Consider the following 26151-nt stretch of genomic DNA (forward strand, 5'->3'; position numbering starts at 1 on the left):
AATATTCCCAAATAACGTGCAAAACAGATTTTTAAAACAAACAACAGAACGAAACAGTTTTGATGAGTTCAAAAAAGCCGTTTCCATATCATAGATACAGAAACGGCTAAAAATAGCGTGTTACCATTCTGAGTTGTAGATATTTGTTACCAAATATTTGCTCACTAACCATCAGGCATCGGGAGATGATCCTAGCCGAATGGTGTGCCCGGTAACGGGGGCCAAGTCGTTGTATGCTTAACGGTAAACCGATTCGCATACACCAATCACAGGTCATTTTCACAATCGCACTCACGCTGGCTCTCATCAACCGTCAGCTTTCTTAGCTTCGATAAATTGCTACTTTTCTGTTCAATTTGTTTTCGTTTTAAAAATCGTTATAGCCTATAATAACTAGATTATAATTATTTGTCAAATGTTTTATTTAATTCTTGAATAATAACAAGAAAACAACAAACATAATTATGCTGGAACCAAGTAGTGCGAAAGTGCCAAAAATACCAGAAAGAACGGCAGAAGAGAAAGCACCAACCATGAAAAAGACAACTAGTATTGAAAAGACCCATGCATTATGTAGAAAAATATGGTCACGGCTAATAAAGTATTTTACGATATTGGTGCCCACATTACGTAAATTTCCAGTTGACATAACGCTTGTGAAAGGTAGACCACGTAATTTTGGAAACGAGTCTAACTGCATTGCTAATAAAAAGGACAGTGCCGATATGATGACCGTACTAGCTAGGTGATAATTAAAGATACCAATAATTGCAATACCAATAAATTCGATCAAAATACTATGCTGTTGTAAAGATAATTTGCCAGCTGGAACAAAATGATTTAATAGAGTATTAAATGCAGCCCCAAGCACGAAGAAAATGATTGGGATCACAAAAAATAATGTCGCTTCCCAGTGCCCTTGGGCGAGGTGGAATCCTGCTTGGATAATATTTCCAGTTTGTAAGCTAGCAAATCGTTCGTGGTGGTATTCAAATGTGTACGAGTCGATAAAACCCGAATTCATGACGAGCAGTAGACCAATGCGCAATCGTTCTTGCATTGGATTTTTATTCTTCAATATCATAACATCTCCTAAAAAATATTATTTTAACACGCCTGATTTGCTAATACTAGTAAAAAATAGATATACTGATATTACCATTAAGAGAGGGGAAGTTTATTGTTAAAATTGAAGATAGTGGTATTTACATTTTTATTTGCCATGATGGGTGTTTTAACGGTTTCTGCAGATGGCAATTATCGTATTACTGATTTGAATGAGGTTGTACAAATTGATGCCAATGGGGATGCGCATATTACTAAAAAGGTAACTTATCATTTTGATGATGAGATGAACGGTGTTTATTTTAAAGAATCACTTAAAAAAGGAACTGATTCACAATCATTACAGTGGGGAGGATTAACTTCAATTGAGGTTAGCCATAACAATGGGGCAAAGCAGACCATTTTACCTCGTCAAGGTGACAGTAGCTATGGCTACGTTGAAACAAAGACCAGTCAGCTGGTTCAAGAAAAAATATATTATCCGGTTCAAGAGAATGATCAGTTGACAATGTTTTATCATTACATTTTAAAAGGTGTCGTGGTAAATTGGGATGATATTGCCGAGATAAACTGGCTACCAATAGGTACTAGGGATGTTACCATCGAAAAATTACGTTTGGAATTTGTACTGCCTAATCAACCAGCATCAACTTTAAAAGCTTGGGTACATGGTCGGTCGGTGGGAAATGTTCTTGTCAATAAGAAACAGGCAAACATAACAGTTAACAGCGGGAAAATTGGTCCTGATGACACCGTTGAAGTCCATACTTATTTTGATACAAGTCAGACACCGTTGAATACGAATAAGCAGCCAGGTAACCGTGCTGCCTATATTCAAAAGCAAGAAAAAGCGATTGTGTTAAAAAATAAAAAATCCTTACAGATAAAGAAAGTAATTGGATTCATTGTTTCTCCAATTGTTATTTTGATAATCGTATTTATTATTATTCTAAAGACTATCCAACGACGAAAGCTATTACAAAGTGCGCGACAAAAAAGCGGTGTAACTGGTGACATTGTCCATATCTTTGATATACCAAATGATATTGGACCAGCTCTGGTCAGTGAACGAATTGCTAAATCAGTTACCAATGCGAAACTTATCATTGCAACACTACTGGATTTGATTGCTCGTCGCAAAATTGCAATGACATATGACGATATTCAAAAGCAAGATGACATAACTTATTCAGTTTTGGATGAAACGAATTTACAGCCATTTGAATTAGTTTTCATCAATATGATTTTTGGTAAGTATCGTAGACCAGTTGTACATGCCGAATTTAAGCAGCCAGAATCAGGAGTGTCAAATCGGATTAAAAAAGATATCAGTTCTTTTACAAAAGCACTAAAGGAAGCTGAAAAACAGGCTTCAATAATTGACCACGTATTGACTAACAAAATAAAAAACCAGCAATTTTTTCTAACGCTAGCCCTAATTATTAGCACAATCATATCGACATTTTTGTTAGGAATGTTTGCTTATAGTACACAAGTATGGTCCATGTGGTATGTTAGTTTTACGGAAATTATTGTTGTCATATTAGTTCTTATTTTTAGTATTAAACCAGCAATATTTTATAAGGTTCCTAATGGTTTTCAGGAAAAATGGCAGTGGGATGGATTTGCCAAAATGCTACATGATATTGCTCATTTAGAGAATAAAACGGTTTTGGACGTACAACTTTGGGATAAGTTGTTGGCCTATGCTGTCATATTTGGCGAGGCAAAAAATGTCGCAAAACAAATGAAAGTTTGGTCACAAAAGGTTGATACAGATGACTCTATAATTTTTGTGCCAATCATGCTATATGGCGATAACTGGAGCGATAACTTGATTTATAGTATTGAAAATGATGGTGCTTTTCACGTCGATAATAATGTGAATGGCGACGGTGGGGGATTCTCCACCGGCTCATCAGGAGGTGCTGGCGGCGGCAGTGATGGTGCTTTCTAAAATGATAAAAATTCCAAAACAAAAATGACACGTACTTAGAAAAATTTGTTATACTATAAACATAAGTTAATTTCTGAGGGAGTAACTGACGGAATGATCGTGGCTGAATCGTCAAAGCAAAACAGCAATGTTTTATATCGCGCTTTATTGCGCCGGTTCAGCATTAAACAGTGAGACTCATGTAAACACACTTTTATTTGTGTTTACATGGGTTTTTTCTTTTTTGTTAGTAATCATTCGGAAATTTATTTGAAATATTAAGGAGATATTCCACATGGCAGATAAGCCACTCTATAACCAAGATAGCGCAAAAGTGTTATCTCACCTGCAGACCGATGAAAAAAAGGGGCTTTCGAGTTCTGAAGCTAATAAACGTCTTGAGCAAAATGGCGCCAATCAATTGAATGAAGCAAAGTCGACGAATTTAGTCCAAAAATTTATCAATCAATTTAAGGACTTGATGATTGCTATTCTGTTGGCCGCCGCCATTATTGCCGCATTTACTGGAGAAGTGATTGATGCAATTTTCATTTTGGCTATTGTTATTATTAACGCCATTTTTGGTGTTTTCCAAGAAGCTAAAGCTGAAGATGCGATTAATGCCCTAAAAGAAATGTCGACACCAAATGCTAGTGTAATTCGTGATGGTAAAGAAACTTCAATTAAGTCCACAGAATTAGTAGTCGGTGATATTGTTCGTTTGGAAGCTGGAGATATTGTGCCAGCCGATGTGCGTTTGATTGAATCTGCGTCCTTACAGATTGAAGAGGCATCGCTGACCGGTGAATCTGTGCCAATCAATAAGAGTGCGGAAACACTGCAAGAGACAGATTTGCCCCTCGGTGATCGTACAAACTTGGGATTCATGAACACCAATGTGACTTATGGACGTGGTGTTGGTGTCGTCACAAGTACTGGTATGCAAACTGAGATTGGTCATATTGCTGGCATGTTAGAAGCAACTGAAGAAACTAAGACACCATTGCAAGCAAACTTGGCTAAGTTGGGGCAAGTATTGACTTATTTGATTCTTGGTATTGCTGTGGTCACTTTCATCGTTGGCCTAGCACGTGGTAAGGAAACAATTATTGACATGTTGTTGACCTCCATTTCTCTAGCGGTGGCGGCAATTCCAGAAGGATTACCTGCCATTGTAACAATAACCTTAGCATTAGGAACAACGCGTATGGCCGCTCGTCATGCACTAGTTCGTAAACTACCTGCGGTAGAAACGCTGGGATCTACAGATATTATCGGATCTGATAAAACGGGTACCTTGACACAAAACAAGATGACTGTGGAGAAATTAGTCGTCAATACTGAAATTTCTGATGCTGCTACTACTGAAGAATTGACGGGAACTTACGCATGCTTAGCAGATATTTTGGCTTTAAATAACGATACAAAGCGAACTGAAAATGGTTTTATCGGTGATCCTACAGAAACAGCTTTGATTGCTTTTAATGAAAACCATGGACGTGATTTAGACAAGCTGTTTACAGAAATGCCACGTGTGGCTGAAATTCCATTCGATTCAGAACGTAAGCTAATGTCAACTGTTCATCCGGCACCAACTGGGTATATCGTAACTGTCAAGGGCGCACCTGATGAATTACTTAAGCGTGCGACACGAATTGAGATTAATGGTGAAATTAAGCCATTATCCGATGATATTCGAGCAAAGCTCTTGTCGATTAACTCAGAGCTAGCAACACAAGCACTTCGTGTACTTGGTTTCGCTTATAAGACAGTTGATCAAATACCTGGCAATATGAATACAGAAACGGTTGAACAGGAACTAGTATTTACCGGATTCGTTGGCATGATTGATCCGGAACGTCCTGAAGTCGCACAAGCCGTTGCAGAAGCTAAAGCAGCTGGTATTCGTCCAATGATGATTACTGGTGATCATCGAGATACAGCAGCAGCCATTGCTATTCGATTGGGTATATTGGATGAAGCGGATAAAGAATCAGCTGTTATTTCAGGATCTGATTTAGATGCAATGAGTGAAGAGCAATTTGCACAAAATGTTGATAAATATAATGTTTATGCACGAGTAGCGCCTGAGCACAAGGTTAAAATTGTTAATGCTTGGCAAAAGAAGGGCAAAGTCGTCGCCATGACAGGAGACGGTGTTAATGATGCCCCAGCCTTGAAGACAGCCGATATTGGTATTGCCATGGGTATCACTGGTACAGAAGTATCTAAGGGTGCTTCTGACATGGTTTTGGCTGATGATAACTTTGCTACAATCGTTCATGCCGTTGAAGAAGGGCGTAAGGTCTTTGCCAACATACAAAAGGCTTTGCAATACTTATTGGCCTCAAACTTAGCTGAAGTTATTGCAATTTTCGTTATGACATTGTTAGGCTGGAATATATTGGCACCAATCATGATTTTATGGATTAACTTAGTAACGGATACTTTGCCAGCCATTGCATTAGGTATTGAACCGGCTGAGAAGGGTATTATGAAGAATAAGCCCAGAGGTCGTGGTGCTAGCTTCTTATCAGGTGGTGTGGGACCAGCAATCATTTGGCAAGGCATTTTGCAAGCTGTGATTGTGTTAAGTGTTTATGGATTCGCGTTAGCGGCTCCCGTTCATCCAGAAGCACATTTAGCACACCAAGATGCTTTGACAATGGCCTTTATGACGCTTGGTTTAATGCAAATGTTCAATGCCATTAACGTAAAATCTGTCTATGGTTCAATGATTGGGCCGCAAGCTTTCCAAAACAAAATGTTTAACTGGGCATTGTTAGGATCTGTTATAGTAATGGCTGCAGTTGTTGTTATTCCAGGCTTGAATCCACTTTTCCACGTATCACACTTGGATGGTTACCAATGGGCTATTGTGTTAGTGGCTGGAATGAGTATCATTGTCATCGTAGAACTGGTAAAATTGATACAGAGATCAATTTTCAAAAAAGGATAAACAACATTGGCAAAATTTAACCCCAAACAAGCACAAGTTTACGTACAAACATTGCAAGAAGTATTAACAATAACCCAAGACACTGCTGATCGTGTGGCACCATTCTTTACAAAGTTAGATGATGCAAAGGAAACGAATTCTGTTGCAGATATCCCTGCAGCAGAATTCGCTGAAATCAAAGCAGAATTTGAAGATGCTGTAGCGGCATATCAAAAAAATGCTCAAATTTTAAATACGGTTCAAGCACCTGTTCGTTTGCTGGGGCTGCATAAATCATTGGCTAAAAATTATAGTGCCTATGCTGAAGCAACCAATATGATGAGCGAGGCATTAAATGTTGCCGATCAGACAGTGAATGATGCATTATACGTTAAATCAGAGGAAGACCAAGAACTTTATCTTGGTAAAATACAAGCAAATGTTTCAAAAATTATGATGGGTGCCGGTCGCTAAGAACGGTAAACTGTTATAACATAAGGTTTGAAAAAAGAGTAACTTACTTGGTAAGTTACTCTTTTTTTATTAGATTAATTTTTTAAGTGTTTGCTGTGTGAAATAACCATTTTCTAGTTGTTTGGCCAAGGGGATGATATTTTTTTGCCAATTAGCATATTGTTTTTCCGATATTGAAGAAATCCTCTCAAGCTCAGACAAAGAGCCAATAACAAACCCTAGATTGTATTGCAGGATTAAATGACCAATTGCACTTTGATTCCAAGCAATTAACGGCAAACCAGCGCGTAAATATAAGCTAGCTTTATGTGGTGCATTGAATCGCGTGTAGGTTTGGTATGTCTTGTCCTCAAAATCATTATCCCATAATAAGCCAAAACCATTATGAAAAGCATTTAAAATACTAATAGGATCGAAGTTTTCACGATAGTTAATGCTTGAAGGAAAGGTCACGTCAGCCCAACGCTTTGGCCTTGAACCAAAAAGATCCATTTGAGGGCCACTATAATGTTTAAGCCATGGAGATTTTTGAAAAGTACCCGCAAAGTTAATTTTGTGACTAAAAGTAGCTTTTTTAGTGACGTTACCTAAATAATCAAAAAAAGGTTGAATAATCGCAGGTACGTGAATACCCAATTTCTTAAGTTCATCATACATTGCTTGCGAATGAACGATAATGGTGTCATAGTTGTTTAACACATTTAGTTCCCAAGGCGTTGTTTTAATCAAGCGTAAAGGCTCAATATCATGAATCAATATAGTGCTCCGCGCCTGATGTTTACTCAAGGCTGTGATAAATTCAAGTTCAAAATCAGCGCTCATATAAGTTGGAAATTGGTGTATGACCTGATCACCAGGTTTTACCATATTTAACCATGATCGAATCTTTTGTTGACGTGTTTCGCTGTCAAAACGTCCATCGTTATAGCGTTCTAAAGGTAAAATTTTCCAACCAGTTGCACCGGCAATTGCTGCGTAGTCCGCTTTGGCTTTTAAAGCACTTGGTGGCATCCAGGGTTCTATTGTATGAGTTATAAAGTTTGTCATAGTACGATTATATCAAAATCCGAACATTTTTAAATGTTTTTCGTCAAAAAGCGAACTATAAAATAACAAAACGTTTAATATTCGGATATAAAACAGACTTTTAATCAAATTCTAAGAAAAAAGCTACTTAAAAAACGGATAATAAGAGCATAAAGAATATTTGGAGAAAAGATATGCAACGTTCAGCAAAAATTGGTATTGGTGTAGCAGCAGTAGTCGTTATTGGTGGTGGTATTTATGCCACAACGCAAAAGTCTTCTACTAAAAGTACAGGATACGCTGTAGCTTTGGTTACTGATGGCGGTGGTATTGACGACCGATCATTTAACCAATCAGCATGGGAGGGATTGAAAGCCTATGGAAAGTCTAACAACCTCGAACAAGGGAAAGGTGGCTATAACTATTTCTTAAGTTCAGATACTTCGGATATAAAAACTAATTTGCAAACTGCTGTTAAGGGTGGTTATAAATTAGTATATGGTGTGGGATTCGCAGCTGCCCCTGCCGTTACTAGTGTTTCCAAGGCTAATTCTAAGACTAATTTTGCGATTATTGATTCAGTCGTAAACAACAAAAACGTAGCCTCATTGCTCTTCAAATCAGAACAATCATCTTATTTGGCGGGTGTTGCTGCGGCAAAGCAAACTAAGTCAAAGACCGTTGGTTTTGTCGGCGGTATTCACAGTGATACAATTGACACTTTTGAAGCTGGATTTAAAGCTGGTGTGAAAGACACAGACAGCAGCATCAAGGTCATTACGCAATATACAGATTCATTTTCAGATGCAGCTAAAGGAAAGACAATCGCAGCTTCAATGGTTGCGAATGGTGCTGATGTGATTTTCCAAGCTGCCGGTGGTGCAGGTAATGGTGTGTTTGCTGAAGCCAAGGCAGAAAACCAAAAGTTAGCTGCAAATACAGATAAAAAGGTTTGGGTCATCGGTGTCGATCGTGATCAAAAAACTGATGGTAACTATAAAGACAAAGACGGTAAAACTTCTAACTTCACTTTAGTATCTGCAGTTAAGCGTGTTGACAGTGCGGTTGAAGATGTTGCAAACAAAGCGAAAAACGATAAGTTCCCTGGTGGAAAGACCATTACATATGGCCTGAAGCAAAAAGGGGTAAGCTTATCAAAAGATTCAGCTTCTGATGATGTTTGGTCAGCAGTTCAGACGGCACAAAAGAAGATTATTAGCGGAAAAATCACTGTACCAGTGCATCCTTAAAAACGAACAACTAAGTAAAAAATTATCGAGTGATCAGTCGATAATTTTTTTTTGATGTAATATTGAACTCAAAATAGAGAGCAGTTTCTACTACAATTTCTTGGATACAGATTAATAACATTGCAAAAATAAACGACTTTTCGGAATACATCGACAGATTAGCTGCATTTCAGGATAAAATGTTATATGCTTTTAGATTAAAATCTAACATTATCTGGTCTATCCAATCGTTTTTTTGTTATACTAAATATATTATGAAAAAAATATGGATAATTCTCACAACGCTTGCAGTTAGTTTCATTGCAATGGCATCTGTAACGACAGTCAGCGCAGCAAAACCAAACTACATCATCACAACGGATGCAACATATCCGCCATTTGATTTTCAAGATAGCAATAATCAATATACAGGTATTGATCAAGAAATCTTGAAAACTATTGCAAAACGTGAAGGATTCACGTATACATTAAAGCCTATGAGCTTCAATGCGGCAACACAATCAGTTACATCAGGTCAAGCTGATGGAATCATCGCTGGTATGTCAATTACTGACGAACGAAAAGAGGTGTTTGACTTTGGAACACCTTATTATAAATCTGGTATTGCATGGGCAGTAAAAAAGGGATCTAATATCAAGTCGTTAAGCGATTTAAAAGGAAAAACCGTTGCCTTAAAGACGGGAACTGCGGGTGCTGATTACGCACTTTCAATTCAAAAGCAGTATGGCTTCAAGGTTACCTATTTTAATGATTCAGATACGTTATACAATGATGTTGTGAATGATAATTCACAGGCAACATTTGGCGATTTACCAGTGTTGCAATACAGTATTAAAAATGGCACAAAACTGAAAGTTATAAACGCGAAGTCACCATATGAATCAGGATGGTATGGATTCGCCGTTAAAAAGGGCCAAAACAAACAACTTTTAGCCTCCTTTAACAAGGGATATGCATCCATTAAAAAAGACGGTACATATGACAAAATTATCAAAAAATATCTTGGTGCACCGGCATCGGATTTTACTGGTAAAAAGTCGGATAATAACTCAGTATTAGGTATTTTAAAAGCCAACAATGGGGCGTTTATGCGTGGCTTGTGGCAAACACTGTTATTAACAATTCTGGGTATTATCTTAGCCTCGATTTGGGGTGTCATATTAGGTGTCATGGGTGTTAGTCAAAACAGCGCAGTTCGTGGTTTGTCAACAACACTTATTTACATTTTCCGTGGTTTGCCATTGATGGTATTGGCATTCTTCATTTATATTGGTTTGCCAGGAGTGATTGGAACAAAGATACCCGCCTTTACAGCAGGACTAATTACCTTAATCTTAAATGAAGGTGCTTATACAGGGGCCTTTGTACGTGGTGGCTTTGAAGCCGTTGATAAAGGTCAGATGGAAGCAGCCCGAAGCCTGGGATTCACTTATAATCGTTCGATGCGTAAGGTCATCATGCCACAAGGATTGAAGATTATGGTGCCAAGTTTCATTAACCAATTTATTATCACGTTGAAGGATACCTCAATCTTGTCAGCCATTGGTATTTTAGAGTTAACACAAACTGGAACCTTAATCGTGTCACGTAATTCGCAAGGTTTCCGTGTATGGGCTATTGTGGCTGTGATATACTTAGTCGTTATTACATTACTCACGTGGTTGAGTAATTGGGTAGAAAAGAGGACACGTGCATGAGTGAAGCACAAACTAAAGTTAAAGTACATGTCGATAAAGTTAATAAATCATACGGTTCGAACCATGTTTTGCGCGATATTTCCTTAGATATCAATGAAAATGAAGTTGTTGTAATGATTGGACCATCTGGTTCAGGTAAATCAACATTCTTACGTATGTTGAATCAGTTAGAAACGCCTGACAATGGCACGATCGTTGTTGATGGTTATAATCTTTCTGATGAAGGCACCGATATCAATAAAGTTCGTGAAAATATTGGTATGGTTTTCCAAAGCTTCAATTTATTTAATAACTATACTGTTTTAGAAAATATCATGTTGGCACCTGTTGAACTTGGTAAGATGGATAAAGAAAAGGCCGAAAAAAAAGCCCGTGAATTATTGGAAACGGTTGGTCTAGCTGAAAAAGCAGATGTATCAGTGAATTCATTATCTGGTGGACAAAAGCAACGTATTGCTATTGCACGTGCATTAGCCATGGAGCCAGATATTATGCTCTTCGATGAACCAACATCTGCTTTGGACCCAGAAATGGTTGGGGATGTTCTGGATGTTATGAAGAATTTGGCCGAATCAGGTATGACAATGATTATTGTGACACACGAAATGGGATTTGCTAAACAAGTGGCAGATCGGGTTGTGTTCTTTGAATCAGGTAAGATTCAAGAATCTGGTGTACCAGAACAAGTTTTCAATGCACCAAAAAATGAGCGTTTACAAGAATTCTTGAGCAAAGTTATGCATGCATAATAGCGTAAACAAACAACAATTAAGTAAGATGGCTTAAAATGCCATCTTTTTTTGAGAGGGAAAAACATGTTCAAAAAAGGTTTCATCCTTGCTGTTACACTGGTTGTAGCACTACTATCTTTTTCATTAATCGCAGATCATATTCATGCCGATAAACCACATTATACAATTTCAACAGATGCCACTTATCCACCATTTGACTTTCAGGATAAGAACAATGATTATATTGGTATTGATCAAGATATTTTGAAAGAAATTGCTAAACGAGAAAATTTCACTTATACACTTAAACCAATGAGCTTTACCTCAGCGGCGCAACTAGTGGCTAATGATCAAGCGGATGGCATTATTGCCGGTATGGCTATTACAGATGAACGCAAAGAAGTTTATGATAATTCGACGCCTTATTATAAAACTGGTGTCGCTTGGATTGTGAAAACGGGCAGTGAAATTAAGTCTTTAAAAGATTTGAAAGGAAAAACAGTAGCTTTGAAAACAGGCACAGCTGCCTCTGAATATGGTAAGTCGCTTCAAAGTAAATACGGATTCAACATCAAATATTTTAATGATACTGATACGATGTATAATGATGTCGTTGTGGGTAACTCTGCTGCCACTTTCGAGGATATGCCAGTCATCCAATATGCTATTAAAAATGGTGTAAAGCTTAAGGTAATGAATGCCAATAATCCAGGTAATGCTGGATCATACGGTTTTTTCGTGAAAAAAGGCGAAAATAAAGAATTATTGGCATCCTTCGATAGGGGATATGCATCCATTAAAAAAGACGGTACCTACGACAAAATTATCAAAAAATATCTTGGTGCGACACAGTCAACGTTTACTGGTTCTAAGAAAAACAATAATTCAGTGCTAGGTATTTTAAAAGCCAATAATGGGGCGTTTATGCGTGGCTTGTGGCAAACACTGTTATTAACAATTCTGGGCATTATCTTAGCCTCGATTTGGGGTGTCATATTAGGTGTCATGGGTGTTAGTCAAAACAGCGCAGTTCGTGGTTTGTCAACAACACTTATTTACATTTTCCGTGGTTTGCCATTGATGGTATTGGCATTCTTCATTTATATTGGTTTGCCAGGAGTGATTGGAACAAAGATACCTGCCTTTACAGCAGGACTAATTACTCTAATCTTAAATGAAGGTGCTTATACAGGGGCGTTTGTACGTGGTGGCTTTGAAGCCGTTGATAAAGGTCAAATAGAGGCAGCACGAAGCCTGGGGTTCACTTATAATCGTTCGATGCGTAAAGTCATCATGCCACAAGGATTGAAGATTATGGTACCAAGTTTCATTAACCAATTTATCATCACGTTGAAGGATACCTCAATCTTGTCAGCCATTGGTATTTTAGAGTTAACACAAACTGGAACCTTAATCGTGGCGCGAAACTCACAAGGTTTTCGGGTTTGGGCAATTATCGCTATTATTTATTTGATAATTATTACATTACTCACATGGTTGAGCAACTGGGTTCAAAAGAAAATACAGTGATAAGGACACCTCTAATTCGTATGATGAATTAGAGGTGTTTTTATGATTATTGCATGTGATAGTAACAAGAAATATGTACGAGCCGACGAAGCAAATAAAAGAAATAATTATTTTTGCCCTGGGTGCCAGGAAAAAGTTATTTTAAAGAATGGCGAAGTTAAACAAAAACATTTTTCCCATTGTGCCGGTGCGGTATGTGTGACTTTTACTGAAAACGAATCGATACAACATTTGTCTGGAAAGTTGCAACTCGCGTCTAAACTACAGTATTATGGTGATGTGCAAATTGAAGCAGTTTTGCCAGAAATTCAACAGCGACCAGATATACTTCTAATACACAATCATAAAAGAATAGCTATTGAGTATCAGTGCAGTCCCATATCGCAAAAAAAACTCGATATGAGAAATAAAGGATACTTAGCTGAAAATATTCATGTTATTTGGATTTTAGGGAAAACTTATTTTAATAGAACAATGACACAAGGAATAATTTTGAAATTCATGGCTGATAATGCATTGATTTTCTATTTGCCCGATAAACAATATTTTGTGCATCGGCAGCATTTCAGAAAACAAGATTTTTCACGTGTACATTTTGTTGATAAAATAGATACAACATTATTTAATGCGAAAGTTCCAAAACAAAGAACGAGATTAAATGTTACTAAACAAATATATAAACTGCAAAGCTTAATTCTACAGCAACGAGTCGATCCTAAATTGGTTGACTATCTATACAAAAAGAATCGGCTGCTAATGGATGTGCCCGTGTGGGTACACGGTGGAAATACTTTTGGGCTTAAGGTACCTAATTGGTATTGGCGCTTGATTACTATTCTATTTTTAGAAAAAATAGGTCAACAAAATGTTGTGAAAAAGGCAGAACTAACAGTTAAGCTAATCCCTTTTTTGCTAGGTGATAATATATTTAGGAAACAACAAATTGCAGAATTATACCATGATCTCGAAGTACATGATTACATTTTGCAGCAAGAGAACTACATATTGGTGCGACGTTTGCCACAGTGGAAAAATGCGCGCCAACAAAGTATAGTGAAAATATGATAAAATGATTAGTACTGAATGATAAGGAGTATGCGTTTGATCGCAAATTAAATAATTATGTCTGAAAAACAACTATTACGTAATCAAGTACCAGAAAATCTCACATGGGATTTATCCTCAATTTTTCCGACAGATGAAGCTTGGGAAGCCGCTTTTGATGAAACACGAAAGTCTGCACAAGCATTAAGCAAGTATGCTGGACACGTCGGGGATTCTGCTGATGTTTTGAGAGAGGCATTAGAAGCAGATTTAGCAGTAGAACGTCAATTCGAAAAAGTCTACGTATATGCTCATCAAATTTATGATCAAGATACAACTAACCAAAAGTATAGTGCGTATAATGCTCGTGTTCAAGGATTATATGCTGAATTAAGTGCGAATACAGCTTTCTTTCAGCCTGAAGTGTTAGCATTGTCAAACGAGAAGTTAGATGCATACTTAGCGACAGATGGTTTGAAAAAATATGTACACTTCTTTGACGTTTTAAAAGCTCGTAAACCGCATACGCTACCTGCAGAACAGGAAGCCTTACTAGCAGGAGCAAGCGACATCTTTAATGCTTCTGAACAGACTTTTGGTGCATTGGATAATTCAGATATTGTTTTTGGTGATGTCCATACTGAAACAGGTGAAATTGTGCCATTGACAAATGGACTCTATTCATTGTTGTTGGAGTCTAAAGATCGTTCATTGCGTGAGGAAGCGTTCACAACGCTTTATGATAGTTATATTGCTTTGCAAAATACATTTGCCTCAACTTTATCTTCACATGTCAAGGGACATAACTTTTTGGCTAAAACCCGTCACTATGATTCAGCTCGTCAAGCTGCTGTAACAGCCAATGATATTCCTGAGTCAGTTTTTGAAACATTAACCAAAACAGTTGATGCCAATCTGCCATTACTACATCGTTTTGTATCATTACGTAAAAAAATTCTTAATGTTGACGATGTACACTCTTACGATTTATATGTACCACTTGTTGATGAAATTAATTTTGAAGTAACATATGAAAAGGCAAAAGAAATTGTTTTGGCGGCTTTGGCACCGTTAGGCGAGGATTACATTGCTATTGTTCAAAAGGCTTTTGCTGAACGATGGATTGATGTGGTTGAAAATAAGGGGAAGCGTACTGGCGCTTATTCAAGTGGTTCGTATGATACAAAACCATTCATTTTGCTTAACTGGCAGAACAATTTGAATAACGTTTATACGTTGGCTCATGAAATGGGACATTCGGTTCATTCATATTTTACACGTCATAATCAAGAGTATCATTATGGTGATTATCCAATATTCTTAGCCGAAATTGCTTCAACTACTAATGAGGGATTATTAACGGATTATTTGCTAAAGACAAATGATGATCCCAAGTTTCAGGCTTATGTATTAAACCAGTATCTAGATGGATTCAAAGGAACAGTTTTCCGCCAAACTCAATTTGCTGAGTTTGAGCAATGGATTCATGAACAAAGTGCGGCTGGAGTGGCTTTGACAGCTGATGAGATGAGCACATTCTATGGATCATTGAATCAAAAGTTTTATGGGTCGGACTTATTTCCAGATGAAGCTATCGCGTATGAATGGGCACGTATTCCACATTTTTATTACAATTTCTATGTTTATCAATATTCGACTGGCGAAGCTGCTGCCACAACTTTGGCAGAACGCATACTAACACAAAATGGTGCTGAGGATTATAAGAACTATCTGAAAGCAGGTAATTCAGATTATGCTTTAGATGTGATAAAAAAAGCTGGCGTTAACATGAGTCAACCGGGCTATTTAAATGAAGCTTTCAAAGTGTTTGAAGAGCGATTAAATGAGTTTGAAAGAATTATGTTAAAGTAAAATATTTGTCTATCGGTTAAATAATAATTGCTAAACGTGTATATAAAAAGCAAAACTAATCAGTCCCTGCGACTGATTTTTTGCTAAAATAATATTAGGAGAAAATGATCATGGCCCCACGAAAACTTGTCGACGTTGCAAATCAAGCACTTAACGATACATATACCCCTTACTCTCATTTTCCTGTAGGTGCTGCGTTACTCGGCGAAAACGGTGAAATTTTCAAGGGCGTTAATATTGAAAACGTATCATTTGGTCTAACCAATTGTGCCGAGAGAACTGCAATTTTTACAGCTATAGCAGTAGGGCAACGCCATTTTCATGGGTTAGTTATTTCAGGTCGTACAGATGAACCTATAGCTCCATGTGGTGCTTGTCGGCAGGTGATGGTGGAGTTTTTTGACCCTGAAATGCCGATTTGGTTAATTAACGATCAAGGTAAAGAAATTGAAACAAATATTGCAGAACTAATGCCGGGATCCTTTAATTCATTACAATAAAGAAAGAAGAATAATAATGGCACAAATTTATCTTGCAGGACCTTTTTTTTCAAATGAACAAATCGATCGTGTGAAACGTATTGAAGCTGCTCTTGATTCGAATCCAACTGTTACTGATTATTATTCACCCCGCAAACATCAAAAGACTGAAAACCCTGAATTCACTGCACCATGGGCGGCAGAGGTTTTTCAACGTGATATCAAGAACGTCACAGATGCGGGAATTATTTTGTCGATTATTGATTATCGTGATGATGATGCCGATTCTGGAACAGCATTTGAGCAAGGCATGGCATGGGTACAAAAAAAGCCAATTATTGTATTTAATGAATTGAAGTTCCCAGTGAATTTGATGCTATCAGAATCACTAACTGCCTACATCACAAATTCGGACGATATTGCAACGTATGATTTTGATCAAACACCAAAGTTACCATTTACGGGAGAACTATTCTAATGAAAAAAGTATTAGTAGCTAATATGACATCTCAAAAAGCTGTCGACTATCTTGAAGCCAAGGGATATCAAGTGATTAAAAATGTTCAGGCCTCAGATGATGATTTTCTTGAGCATGCAGATGTTGATGGCATTCTAATTATGATGCATCCTTTTGGCGAAAGCCTGATGTCCAAGATGCCCAATCTCAAGGTTGTTGCACGTCATGGCGTTGGATATGATAATGTTGATTTGGATGCAGCCAGTGCACATGATATTGTTGTGACCAACACACCTGGAGCAAATGCGACTGCGGTCGCTGAAACGGCCATGATGCATATGTTGATGGCTGGACGACTATTTTATCAACGTCGTCAAGCTATTACTGATAATGCGAACAAGCGTTACCTAGCCGCGCATCACGGTCAAGAGTTAACTGGAAAAACAGTTGGTATTATTGGCTATGGGCACATCGGCCAGGAAATTAGTCGGATGTTGACGGGATTTAATGTAAAAGTATTGGCTTATGCACGACATCAACATGAGGTAACTAATGGTCATATGGCAACGCTAGATGAGATCTATGAACAAGCGGATTTTGTAGTGACAGCGCTGCCAGCAACTCCTGAAACAAAGCATATGATTAATGCGAGTGTTTTTAGAAAAATGAAAAAGAGCGCCGTATTAGTTAATATCGGACGTGGAGCACTTGTTGATGAGAGCGCATTGGTTGAGGCATTAACTAATGAGGAAATTGCTGGTGCTGGGGTAGATGTTGTTGAAAAAGAACCAATTACAGCGAAAAATCCATTGCTACACTTGCCTAACGCATTTGTTACACCACATGTCGCTATGATTTCCAAGGAAGCCATGGACAATGTAGCTTTGAAAGCGGCAGAGGATATCGTTCGTGTCTTGGAAGGTGAACGAGCTGTATTTCAAGTGAATTAACTAAAAACAGGGGGTTATGATGGTTAAAAAAACAAAAAATACTGAAAATACTTTGTGCAAGAACTTTACTTGTACTTTCGAACTTTTGGGGCGTAAATGGAACGGACTAATTATCGAAACATTGCTGATTAGTGGTGCCAAAAGATTTTTAGAAATATCACGTGCTGTTTCAGGGTGTTCGGATCGGGTGTTGGTTGAGCGCTTAAAAGAGTTAGAAGCTGCAAACATAGTAATTCGTCAAACTTATGAAGATTCCAACTTAATCGAGTATAAATTAACTGAGGCGGGAGAAGCTATGCGACCTATGATGAAAGCAATTCATGAATGGTCAGATCAATTCAATAACGTTGCTAACCTGGAAGAACCTGACAGTGCAACAAAATTTTGATATACTAAAGAAGCATACGATGAATGACCCAGTAATTGTATTGATGTCCTCAGCGAACGGTGATTAGTGAAAGGCCGTGGCTAAAATACGATGAAATTCAGTCAGGAGTATTGGTTTAATCACCAACGGTTGTCTCCGTTATGGACACCAAAGCTGGATTTATCCAGGAATTTGGGTGGTACCACGGTATTTAACGTCCCATGTAGTTCTTTTTTGGAAGAATTACATGGGACTTTTAATTTGTAAAGTATAGGTGGCTGGTAAAGATAAAAGCTAATGGTCACAATAGTGAAAGGAAAAAATATGGGCTTAATTGAAGATCTTACGACTTTAAAAAATTCAGCAGTAGAACGAATTAATGATAAAAATGCTGATATTGAGCAATTACGTGTGAAGTTATTAGGGAAAAAGGGTGAGTTAACAGGTTTGCTGAAGGGGATGAAGGACGTCGCCGCAGAAAATCGCAAAATGGTTGGTGAAGTCGGTAATGATGTTCGTCAAATTATCACAGAGTTGTTGAAACAAAAAAAACAAGCGCAAGAAGAATATGCTTTAAATCAACAATTATTGGCAGAAAAAATTGATGTTACTCTGCCGGGTAGCGCACATCAGGTAGGACAACCACACGTTTTACAACAAATTATTGACGAAATTGAACAACATTTCTTGGGCCTTGGGTTTGAAATAATCGATGATACAGTTGATTCACCAGAAGTTGAAACTGACGAATATAACTTTGAACGTGAAAATTTGCCTAAGGATCATCCTGCTCGCGATATGCAAGATACATTTTACATTACGCCAGAGATTTTATTGCGTACGCAAACATCTCCGGTTCAATCTCGATCGCTTGAAAAACATGATTTTTCAAAGGGACCACTGAAAATGATTGCTCCTGGAAAAGTCTATCGTCGTGACACGGATGATGCCACTCACTCCCATCAGTTCCATCAAGTTGAGGGTATGGTTGTTGGTGAAAATATCACAATGGCTGACTTAAAAGGTACATTGCTTTCTATTATGCAAGAATTATTTGGTGAAAAACATCAAATTCGCATGCGACCTTCTTATTTTCCTTTCACTGAGCCATCTGTGGAGGTAGATGTTTCTTGGAATGAAGTTACACCAGATATGAATCCAGAAGACATTGAGTGGATTGAAGTTCTTGGCGCTGGAATGACACACCCGAATGTGTTAAAAATGGATGGTATTGATCCTGAAAAGTATTCAGCTTTCGCCTTTGGCTTAGGACCAGATCGATTCGCTATGTTGAAATATGGCGTAGATGACATACGCCAATTTTACTTGAATGATGTGCGTTTCTTGTCACAATTCAATCGAAAGGGGAACTGATTATGAAAACAAGCTTAACATGGTTAAATGAATACTTGGATAATGCAATTGATTTGCACTCAAAAACAGTGAGTGATTTAGCGGAAAAAGTAGAGCGTACAAGTGTAGAAATCGACAGTAATACAACGATTGCTTCAGGGCAAAACGGTCTTGTAGTAGCTAAAATATTGTCAGTAATCCCACATCCTGATTCTGACCACATGGTCATTACTCAGGTTGATGCTGGTGAACCAGAACCAATACAAATTGTCACGGGAGCGCCTAACGTAGCTGAAGGGCAAATGGTTATTTTAGCTAAAGTTGGTGCACATATTATTAACCGCGAAAATGGTGAGCTAATTGAACTAAATGCAGTTAAATTACGTGGAGAATTATCTTATGGCATGTTAGTTGCACTGCAGGAGATTGGATTTAGTGACAAAATTGCCCCCAAAGCGTTTGAAGTAGGAATTTATGTTTTTAATGAAACTGATGATGTCAAACCTGGAGATGATGCGCTTGTAGCTTTAGGAATGAATGAGCCGGTATTAGATACTGATTTAACGCCTAATCGAGCAGACATGCTATCAATGATCGGTACAGCCTATGAATTTGGGGCGATGTTAAATAAGCCGGTTACTCTGCCATCATTTGAACTGGTCGAGTATGAAAAAACAGCAGATAGTCAAGTTGCTGTTCAGATTGATGATCAAGAACTAGTTTCAAAGTATGCGTTGCGCGTTGTAAACAACGTCACCATAAAGGATTCCCCCTTGTGGTTACAAAAGCACCTGTGGAATGCAGGTATGCGCCCAATCAATAATATCGTTGATATCACTAATTATATGATGTTAACCTATGGGCAACCACTACATGCATTTGATTTGGACAAGTTAAATGGTTCAGATATTTACGTACGCCGCGCGAAAGATGGCGAAAAGTTGATAACCCTCGATGGTGAAGAGCGATCATTGCGATCTGGTGAAGACATTGTTATTGCTGATGAATCAGAAGGATTAATGTTAGCTGGTGTTATGGGTGGCTTGGGTTCTGAAATTGATAATAATACGAAAAATATTGTGATTGAAGGTGCCATCTTTAACCCAAGTTTGGTTCGAGCAACTGCAAGACGACATAATTTACATTCTGAGGCATCATCACGCTTTGAGCGTGGATTAAACTGGGATGAAACACTTAATGCCTTGGATCATGCAGCTAGTTTAGTGGATGAATTAGCCGACGGTCAAGTAGCACGTGGCCAAATTGTTGCCGCTGATGATGTTCGTAAAGATATCCGATTGTCATTATCGACTCAACGGGTAAATGATATTTTGGGTACATCATTAGAAACAGATGAAATTGCTAACATTTTTGATAAACTGAACTTTGTTTATGAAAAAAATGATGAAAAAATAGTTGTTGATGTGCCAGCACGTCGTGCTGATATTTCTATTGAGGCCGATTTAATTGAAGAAGTAGCACGTTTGTATGGTTATGACAACTTACCAGTTACATTGCCTTACGGCCCCACAACGCCTGGTAAATTGTCTAGACAGCAACGTCAAATTCGTGCTAGCCGGCATATTATGGAGAGTTTAGGATTAAATCAAGCAATTTCATATGTATTAACAACGAGTGAAAAGTCCCAGTTATTTGCTGAGAATAAAGCAGATGGTGTTGTGACATTAAACTATCCTATGAGCTCTGACCGTACAACGGCTCGTCAAAATTTGTTAGCTGGATTATTAGATGATGTCAGTTATAATGTGAGCCATTTTGTACCTAACGTCGCGCTATATGAACAAGGTCGAGTGTTTATTGCTAATGAACTTAATGAGCAACCAAAAGAAATTGAGCATATAGCGGGAGTAGTAACTGGTAATTTACAAAAATCATCATGGCAAAAATCTAAGCAAGAAAAAGCCGTTGATTTTTATGATATCAAGGGAGTTGTAGAAAGCTATTTAGATCAAATTGGTGTCGATAACGTCCATTATGTTGCGACAGAACGTCATGAAAATATGCATCCTGGTCAAACGGCTGATATTTATATTGGAGACCAATATGTCGGCTTTGTTGGTCAAATCCACCCCAAGGTTACAAAAAATCAAAAGTTAGCGCCGGTATTTGGGTTTGAACTTAATTTATTTACCATATTTGATCATGTGATAGATGGCATTCAGTTTAATCCTATTTCACGTTTTCCACAGATTAGTCGTGATGCCGCATTACTAGTTGATCAGGCGACAACAAATAGTGACATTAGGGCAACAATTTTAGAGGCAGCAGGGCAACACTTAGTTGATGTGACTTTGTTTGATGTTTATACAGGTGAAAATTTGCCAGAAGGCAAAAAATCACTTGCTTACACGTTAACTTATCAAGATAGTGATGGCACGTTGCTAGAAACTGATGTGAACTCTGATTTTGAATATATTATGAGTGAATTACAATCTAAATTTAATGCAGAGATACGCTAATTATTTTTCTAATGTTATTTGAGTTGTCATTGTAAATACGATATAATGGGTTGCAGACTATAAAGTTATAGGATAATTTCATGGCAAAAATAATCGTACACGGCGGTAAACGCATACGTGGAGAAGTCACAATTGGTGGCGCTAAAAATTCAACAGTAGCATTAATCCCGGCGGCCATTTTAGCTGATACACCGGTGAAATTTGATACGGTACCGCAAATTCTAGATGTTAAAAATTTGCAATTAATTTTGCAAGCAATGAATGTGACGTCTAAGTTTGAAAATGGGGTGTTGGATATTGATCCAACACGCATTGAAGAAAGTGATTTGCCTAGTGGCGCTATTAAGTCATTACGCGCTTCATATTATTTTATGGGTGCATTACTTGGCCGGTTTGGCCGTGCAACAGTGACTTTCCCTGGTGGCGATAATTTAGGCAGACGTCCTATTGATCAGCATATTAAGGGATTTGAAGCACTAGGTGCCGTGGTGACTGAAAGCAATGATATTATTCATATTGATGCAACGGATCATGGTCTAATTGGTGCGCGTATTGCTTTAGATACCGTATCTGTTGGTGCAACTATTAATATCGTTTTAGCTGCGGTTCGTGCAAAAGGCCAAACAGTTATTGAGAATGCCGCACGAGAACCTGAAATCATTGATATTGCAACTTTTTTGAACAATATGGGTGCTAACATCCGTGGTGCGGGAACAGATACTATTCGTATTGCTGGCGTACCGACTTTGAAGGCACGCAATACACATACTGTGATTCCTGATCGGATTGAAGCTGGAACATACATGAGTATGGCAGCAGCCTATGGGGATGGCGTGACTATAAAAAATGTTATTCCAGAGCACTTAGAATCATATACATCAAAACTAATTGAAATGGGTGTTAACCTTGATATTGGTGAAGATGCAGTTCATGTATACAAATCAGATGCATTAAAACCGGTCGCCATCAAAACGATGCCGTACCCTGGTTTTGCTACTGATTTGCAACAACCTATCACTCCCTTGCTGTTAATAGCGCAGGGTGAAAGTACTATCATTGATACCATTTATCCAAAGCGAGTGAAGCACATTGCTGAATTACGTCGTATGGGTGGTGATATTGCTTCAGCTAAGCCGGGCGAAATTAAGATTAATCAGTCACCACGTTTGGTAGGTACTGATGTTGAGGCTGCAGAAATTCGCGCAGGAGCAGCATTAGTCATTGCAGCAATTATGGCTGATGGTGAGACGATTATTAACAATGCCGATCACATTTTACGTGGATATGATCGTATTCAAGAGAAGTTAACAAGTTTAGGCGCCGATATTAATATTGAAGGCATCGATCTTATCAATCTAATGCCATAATGTATTGCGTTACGAATTAATATTTGGTATACTAATTTAGTTAATAACTGACTCTGGGTCACGAGACTCAGGGCGCTAAGGAGAAATGAACAATGCAAGCAGAAATCCATCCAGATTATCATCAAGTTGTTTTCATTGATGCTTCAACAGGAAAGAAGTTCTTGTCAGCTTCAACTGTAACATCAAATGACACAACTGATTTTGAAGGTAAAGAATATCCAGTAATTCGTATGGATATTACATCTGATTCACACCCATTCTATACAGGTAAGCAAAAGTTTACGCAAGCCGATGGTGCGGTCGACAAGTTCAACAAGAAGTTTGCTGGATTTGGTTTCAAGAACAACGAAGACAAGTAATTGTTCTTTTAGAAGCGTTCACTTTAGTGAACGCTTTTTATGTATGAGGTGAAAATTATCGCACGCACAGTTTTACCAGTAAAATTAAATCAAGAGTTAATCGTTGTCGTCGATGATATTCGGATTGATGGTATGGGTATTGTTTATGTCACAGCAAAGTATCCGTTGTATGTTGCTGATGCATTACCAGGTGAAAAGGTGCATTTACTGGTAACTCAAGTAGACAAATTTTCTGGCTATGCTAAAGTTCTTGACCGGTTGGAAAGTTCAGATAAACGTCAAAATAGTGACCGGCAGTATTTGATTGATGCCGGGACAGCACCATTAGTAAACTTAAAATATGATGCACAACTTGAACTAAAACAAGCCCAAGTGAAGAGGCTGTTTGAAGAGCAGCATATTGATGTGTCAGTTGACCGAACGATTGGGATGGACAATCCAACATACTATCGTAATAAGACTATTGTGCCAGTAAAATGGCAGAATAATCATTTGACCAGCGGGTTTTACAAGAGAGGGACTCATGATTTAGTACCCATGGATGATTATTTTGTTAACGATGCAGAAATTGACCAGGCAATTATTGTGGTTCGAAATATTTTGGAGAAGTATGATATCACAGCATTTGATCCTGATTTGGAACGTGGTGCCATTCGTTATATAATGATACGTCGCGGCTATTATTCTCATGAATTAATGGTCGTATTGGTTTCAAACGAAGAAGTCATTTCGCACGAAACAGAGATTATTACTGATATTAGAAATCAACTGACAGAATTAAAAAGCTTGATTTTGAACTATAGTCCCAAAAAAGACTATGTTTTGTTAAGCCCAAATAATCGAACACTATGGGGCGAGAAAGCAATTTATGATACTTTACTTGGATATGAATTCATTATTGGTCCTAATTCGTTTTATCAAGTTAATCCGAAAACCACCGAAGTTTTATATGATTTAGCTGCCCAAAAAGCGGATTTGAAGCCGACAGACACTGTTATTGATGCTTATTCAGGTATTGGGACAATTGGAATTAGCGTTGCTAGTCGGGTTAAAAAAGTACTTGGCGTTGAAGTTGTTCCTGGTGCTATTGCTGATGCACAATTGAATTTACAGGTCAACAATATTTCTAATGCCGAATATATTTTGGCTGATGCACCTGTGCAATTTAAAAAGTGGCAAGAACAAGGTTTGAAGCCAGATGTTGTTTTCGTTGATCCACCGAGACGTGGCTTAACGACTTCTCTCATTAACGCCACAACTGATATGTCACCAGAAAAAATAGTATATATTAGCTGCAATCCAGTAACTTTGAGTCGTGATGCCGTTGAGATTATTGAAAATGGCTATCATATTGATGGTTCGGTCTTACCAGTGGATCAATTTCCACAGACTTCTCACGTTGAAAGTATTACAGTGTTCCGAAAGGATTAAAATGAATTACACAGTAAAAAAGATAGGTCAGATATTAAATGCGACAACACAAATAGATTCCAAAATAGTTACTGGTGTGTCTTTTGATTCTCGTAAAGTTAAATCTGGAGATTTATTTGTTGCTCTGGTTGCTGAAAATGATGGGCATGATTATGTGCAACAAGCATTGACAAAAGGAGCCACAGCCGTTTTAGTGGATAACAGGCATCAAATTGATTCAAAAATACCAGCTATTATTGTATCAGACACATTGTTAGCTCTTCAGCAATTAGGAGAGTATCGGCGTCGCCAAATTAATCCTAAAGTTGTTGCTATTACTGGTTCAAATGGTAAAACAACAACTAAAGATATGACTTCGGCAATAGTGGGTTCTCAATACAAAACCTTCAAAACACCTGAAAACTTTAATAATGAAATCGGTGTGCCTTTGACGTTGCTCACCATGCCAGATGATACAGAAGTTTTAGTTGTAGAATTAGGTATGGATCGACCTGGTCAGTTGACGACATTATCTGAGTTAGTGAGCCCAGATATTGCCATCATTACTATGATCGGAGAGGCGCATATTGAGTTTTTCAAAACACGTGAAAATATCGCTAGGGCAAAACTCGAAATTACTAAAGGTCTCCAATCACAAGGAACATTATTGATTCCTTATGATGAACCTCTTCTGACAAATGTACAAGTTAAGCAAAATGTGCAAACTTTTGGACAAGATATTACAGATATTAATTCGTCATCGTCCAAGACAATTTTTACTTATCAAAATACTCGATTTGCTATTCCACTGTTAGGTCGGTATAATATAATGAATGCGCTCGCAGCGATTTCAGCGGGTATCTTATTACATATTGAATTAAAAAACGCTGCAGAAGCGCTTCAGCATTTTGATTTGACAAAAAATCGCACAGAACAGCTCACCACATCTCACGGCGTGAACTTAATTAGTGACGTTTATAACTCAAATCCAACGGCTGTTGCTGCTGTCTTGGCAACATTAAAAATCATACCGGCCACACACAAGTATGTTGTGTTGGGTGATATGTTAGAATTAGGCGAACAGGCTGCACGCTTGCACGCTTGTCTGGCAGAAACGGTGATAGATGCGAATGTTGATGGCGTTTACTTGGTTGGACCATTGATGAATAAATATCTATATCCAATCTTGCAACGACGCTTTGATTCAGCGCACTTGCACCAATATGAAACAGATCAGTTAGCCGAATTAATCAAAGATTTACAGACGTTAGGTGAAAACGGGGACGTGATTTTGTTAAAAGCAAGTCATGGGATTCATCTTGAGAGCGTTGTTAACGCATTGGTAAAATAGTTTTATGTGTTGAGG

Annotated in this window: 21 protein-coding genes and 1 other annotated feature; of the genes, 19 read left to right on the forward strand and 2 right to left on the reverse strand. The window is 37.9% G+C overall.

The features are described 5' to 3' along the window. Positions 1-424 precede the first annotated feature (424 nt). Positions 425-1084 (reverse strand): YoaK family protein, encoded by a 660-nt coding sequence (locus tag JNUCC76_RS02085; RefSeq protein WP_454155386.1) that lies wholly within the window; start codon positions 1082-1084, stop codon positions 425-427. Between the two features lie 96 nt (positions 1085-1180). Between JNUCC76_RS02085 and JNUCC76_RS02090 the strand changes: the two genes are divergently transcribed. The 3 genes from JNUCC76_RS02090 (at position 1181) to JNUCC76_RS02100 (ending at position 6413) form a co-directional block, all read left to right on the forward strand. Beyond that, positions 1181-3022 (forward strand): DUF2207 family protein, encoded by a 1842-nt coding sequence (locus tag JNUCC76_RS02090; RefSeq protein WP_454155388.1) that lies wholly within the window; start codon positions 1181-1183, stop codon positions 3020-3022. Between the two features lie 274 nt (positions 3023-3296). Continuing rightward, positions 3297-5960 carry a calcium-translocating P-type ATPase, PMCA-type gene (locus JNUCC76_RS02095; protein WP_454155390.1) on the forward strand — a complete coding sequence of 888 codons (2664 nt, stop codon included), beginning with the start codon at positions 3297-3299 and terminating at the stop codon, positions 5958-5960. 6 nt (positions 5961-5966) lie between these two features. Then, the gene (locus JNUCC76_RS02100) at positions 5967-6413 is read left to right on the forward strand and encodes a chemotaxis protein (protein ID WP_454155392.1); all 447 of its coding nucleotides are present in this window, start codon (positions 5967-5969) and stop codon (positions 6411-6413) included. 69 nt (positions 6414-6482) lie between these two features. Here JNUCC76_RS02100 and JNUCC76_RS02105 read toward each other — a convergent pair whose 3' ends face one another. Beyond that, positions 6483-7460: a sugar transferase gene (locus JNUCC76_RS02105; RefSeq protein ID WP_454155394.1), complete on the reverse strand. Its 978-nt coding sequence runs from the start codon at positions 7458-7460 to the stop codon at positions 6483-6485. 173 nt (positions 7461-7633) lie between these two features. Between JNUCC76_RS02105 and JNUCC76_RS02110 the strand changes: the two genes are divergently transcribed. From JNUCC76_RS02110 to JNUCC76_RS02185, 16 genes are all read left to right on the forward strand, one after another. Then, entirely contained in the window at positions 7634-8689 is a 1056-nt protein-coding gene (locus JNUCC76_RS02110) for a BMP family lipoprotein (RefSeq protein ID WP_454155396.1), read from the forward strand. Between the two features lie 254 nt (positions 8690-8943). Further along, positions 8944-10386: an ABC transporter substrate-binding protein/permease gene (locus JNUCC76_RS02115; protein WP_454155398.1), complete on the forward strand. Its 1443-nt coding sequence runs from the start codon at positions 8944-8946 to the stop codon at positions 10384-10386. Beyond that, a complete protein-coding gene (locus tag JNUCC76_RS02120; protein ID WP_454155400.1) occupies positions 10383-11135 on the forward strand; it encodes an amino acid ABC transporter ATP-binding protein in 753 nt (250 codons plus the stop codon). The genes JNUCC76_RS02115 and JNUCC76_RS02120 overlap by 4 nt, the downstream gene beginning before the upstream one ends. Before the next feature lie 66 nt (positions 11136-11201). After that, positions 11202-12647, forward strand: coding sequence for an ABC transporter substrate-binding protein/permease (locus JNUCC76_RS02125; RefSeq protein WP_454155402.1), 1446 nt, complete (start codon positions 11202-11204; stop codon positions 12645-12647). Between the two features lie 42 nt (positions 12648-12689). After that, the gene (locus JNUCC76_RS02130; RefSeq protein ID WP_454155404.1) at positions 12690-13712 is read left to right on the forward strand and encodes a competence protein CoiA; all 1023 of its coding nucleotides are present in this window, start codon (positions 12690-12692) and stop codon (positions 13710-13712) included. A gap of 57 nt (positions 13713-13769) precedes the next feature. Next, entirely contained in the window at positions 13770-15563 is a 1794-nt protein-coding gene (gene pepF, locus JNUCC76_RS02135) for an oligoendopeptidase F (protein WP_454155406.1), read from the forward strand. A gap of 110 nt (positions 15564-15673) precedes the next feature. Further along, the gene (locus JNUCC76_RS02140) at positions 15674-16063 is read left to right on the forward strand and encodes a cytidine deaminase (protein WP_454155408.1); all 390 of its coding nucleotides are present in this window, start codon (positions 15674-15676) and stop codon (positions 16061-16063) included. A gap of 16 nt (positions 16064-16079) precedes the next feature. Then, on the forward strand, positions 16080-16520 hold the full coding sequence (locus tag JNUCC76_RS02145) for a nucleoside 2-deoxyribosyltransferase (RefSeq protein WP_454155410.1): 441 nt from the start codon (positions 16080-16082) through the stop codon (positions 16518-16520). Then, positions 16520-17449: a phosphoglycerate dehydrogenase gene (locus JNUCC76_RS02150; RefSeq protein WP_454155411.1), complete on the forward strand. Its 930-nt coding sequence runs from the start codon at positions 16520-16522 to the stop codon at positions 17447-17449. The genes JNUCC76_RS02145 and JNUCC76_RS02150 overlap by 1 nt, the downstream gene beginning before the upstream one ends. 19 nt (positions 17450-17468) lie before the next feature. Next, positions 17469-17837: a winged helix-turn-helix transcriptional regulator gene (locus JNUCC76_RS02155; RefSeq protein WP_072613141.1), complete on the forward strand. Its 369-nt coding sequence runs from the start codon at positions 17469-17471 to the stop codon at positions 17835-17837. Positions 17838-17847: 10 nt separating this feature from the next. Beyond that, positions 17848-18041: a binding site (T-box leader), on the forward strand. Between the two features lie 99 nt (positions 18042-18140). Then, positions 18141-19190: a phenylalanine--tRNA ligase subunit alpha gene (pheS, locus tag JNUCC76_RS02160; RefSeq protein ID WP_454155412.1), complete on the forward strand. Its 1050-nt coding sequence runs from the start codon at positions 18141-18143 to the stop codon at positions 19188-19190. 2 nt (positions 19191-19192) lie between these two features. Continuing rightward, positions 19193-21649, forward strand: coding sequence for a phenylalanine--tRNA ligase subunit beta (pheT, locus tag JNUCC76_RS02165; protein ID WP_454155414.1), 2457 nt, complete (start codon positions 19193-19195; stop codon positions 21647-21649). Positions 21650-21729: 80 nt separating this feature from the next. After that, positions 21730-23016 carry a UDP-N-acetylglucosamine 1-carboxyvinyltransferase gene (gene murA, locus JNUCC76_RS02170; RefSeq protein ID WP_011679296.1) on the forward strand — a complete coding sequence of 429 codons (1287 nt, stop codon included), beginning with the start codon at positions 21730-21732 and terminating at the stop codon, positions 23014-23016. 92 nt (positions 23017-23108) lie between these two features. After that, on the forward strand, positions 23109-23375 hold the full coding sequence (locus JNUCC76_RS02175) for a type B 50S ribosomal protein L31 (RefSeq protein WP_454155416.1): 267 nt from the start codon (positions 23109-23111) through the stop codon (positions 23373-23375). Between the two features lie 39 nt (positions 23376-23414). Next, the gene (gene rlmD, locus JNUCC76_RS02180; RefSeq protein ID WP_454155418.1) at positions 23415-24806 is read left to right on the forward strand and encodes a 23S rRNA (uracil(1939)-C(5))-methyltransferase RlmD; all 1392 of its coding nucleotides are present in this window, start codon (positions 23415-23417) and stop codon (positions 24804-24806) included. 1 nt (position 24807) lies between these two features. Then, a complete protein-coding gene (locus tag JNUCC76_RS02185; protein WP_454155420.1) occupies positions 24808-26136 on the forward strand; it encodes a UDP-N-acetylmuramoyl-tripeptide--D-alanyl-D-alanine ligase in 1329 nt (442 codons plus the stop codon). Positions 26137-26151 lie beyond the last annotated feature (15 nt).

The sequence above is a fragment of the Leuconostoc sp. JNUCC 76 genome, from assembly GCF_053667755.1.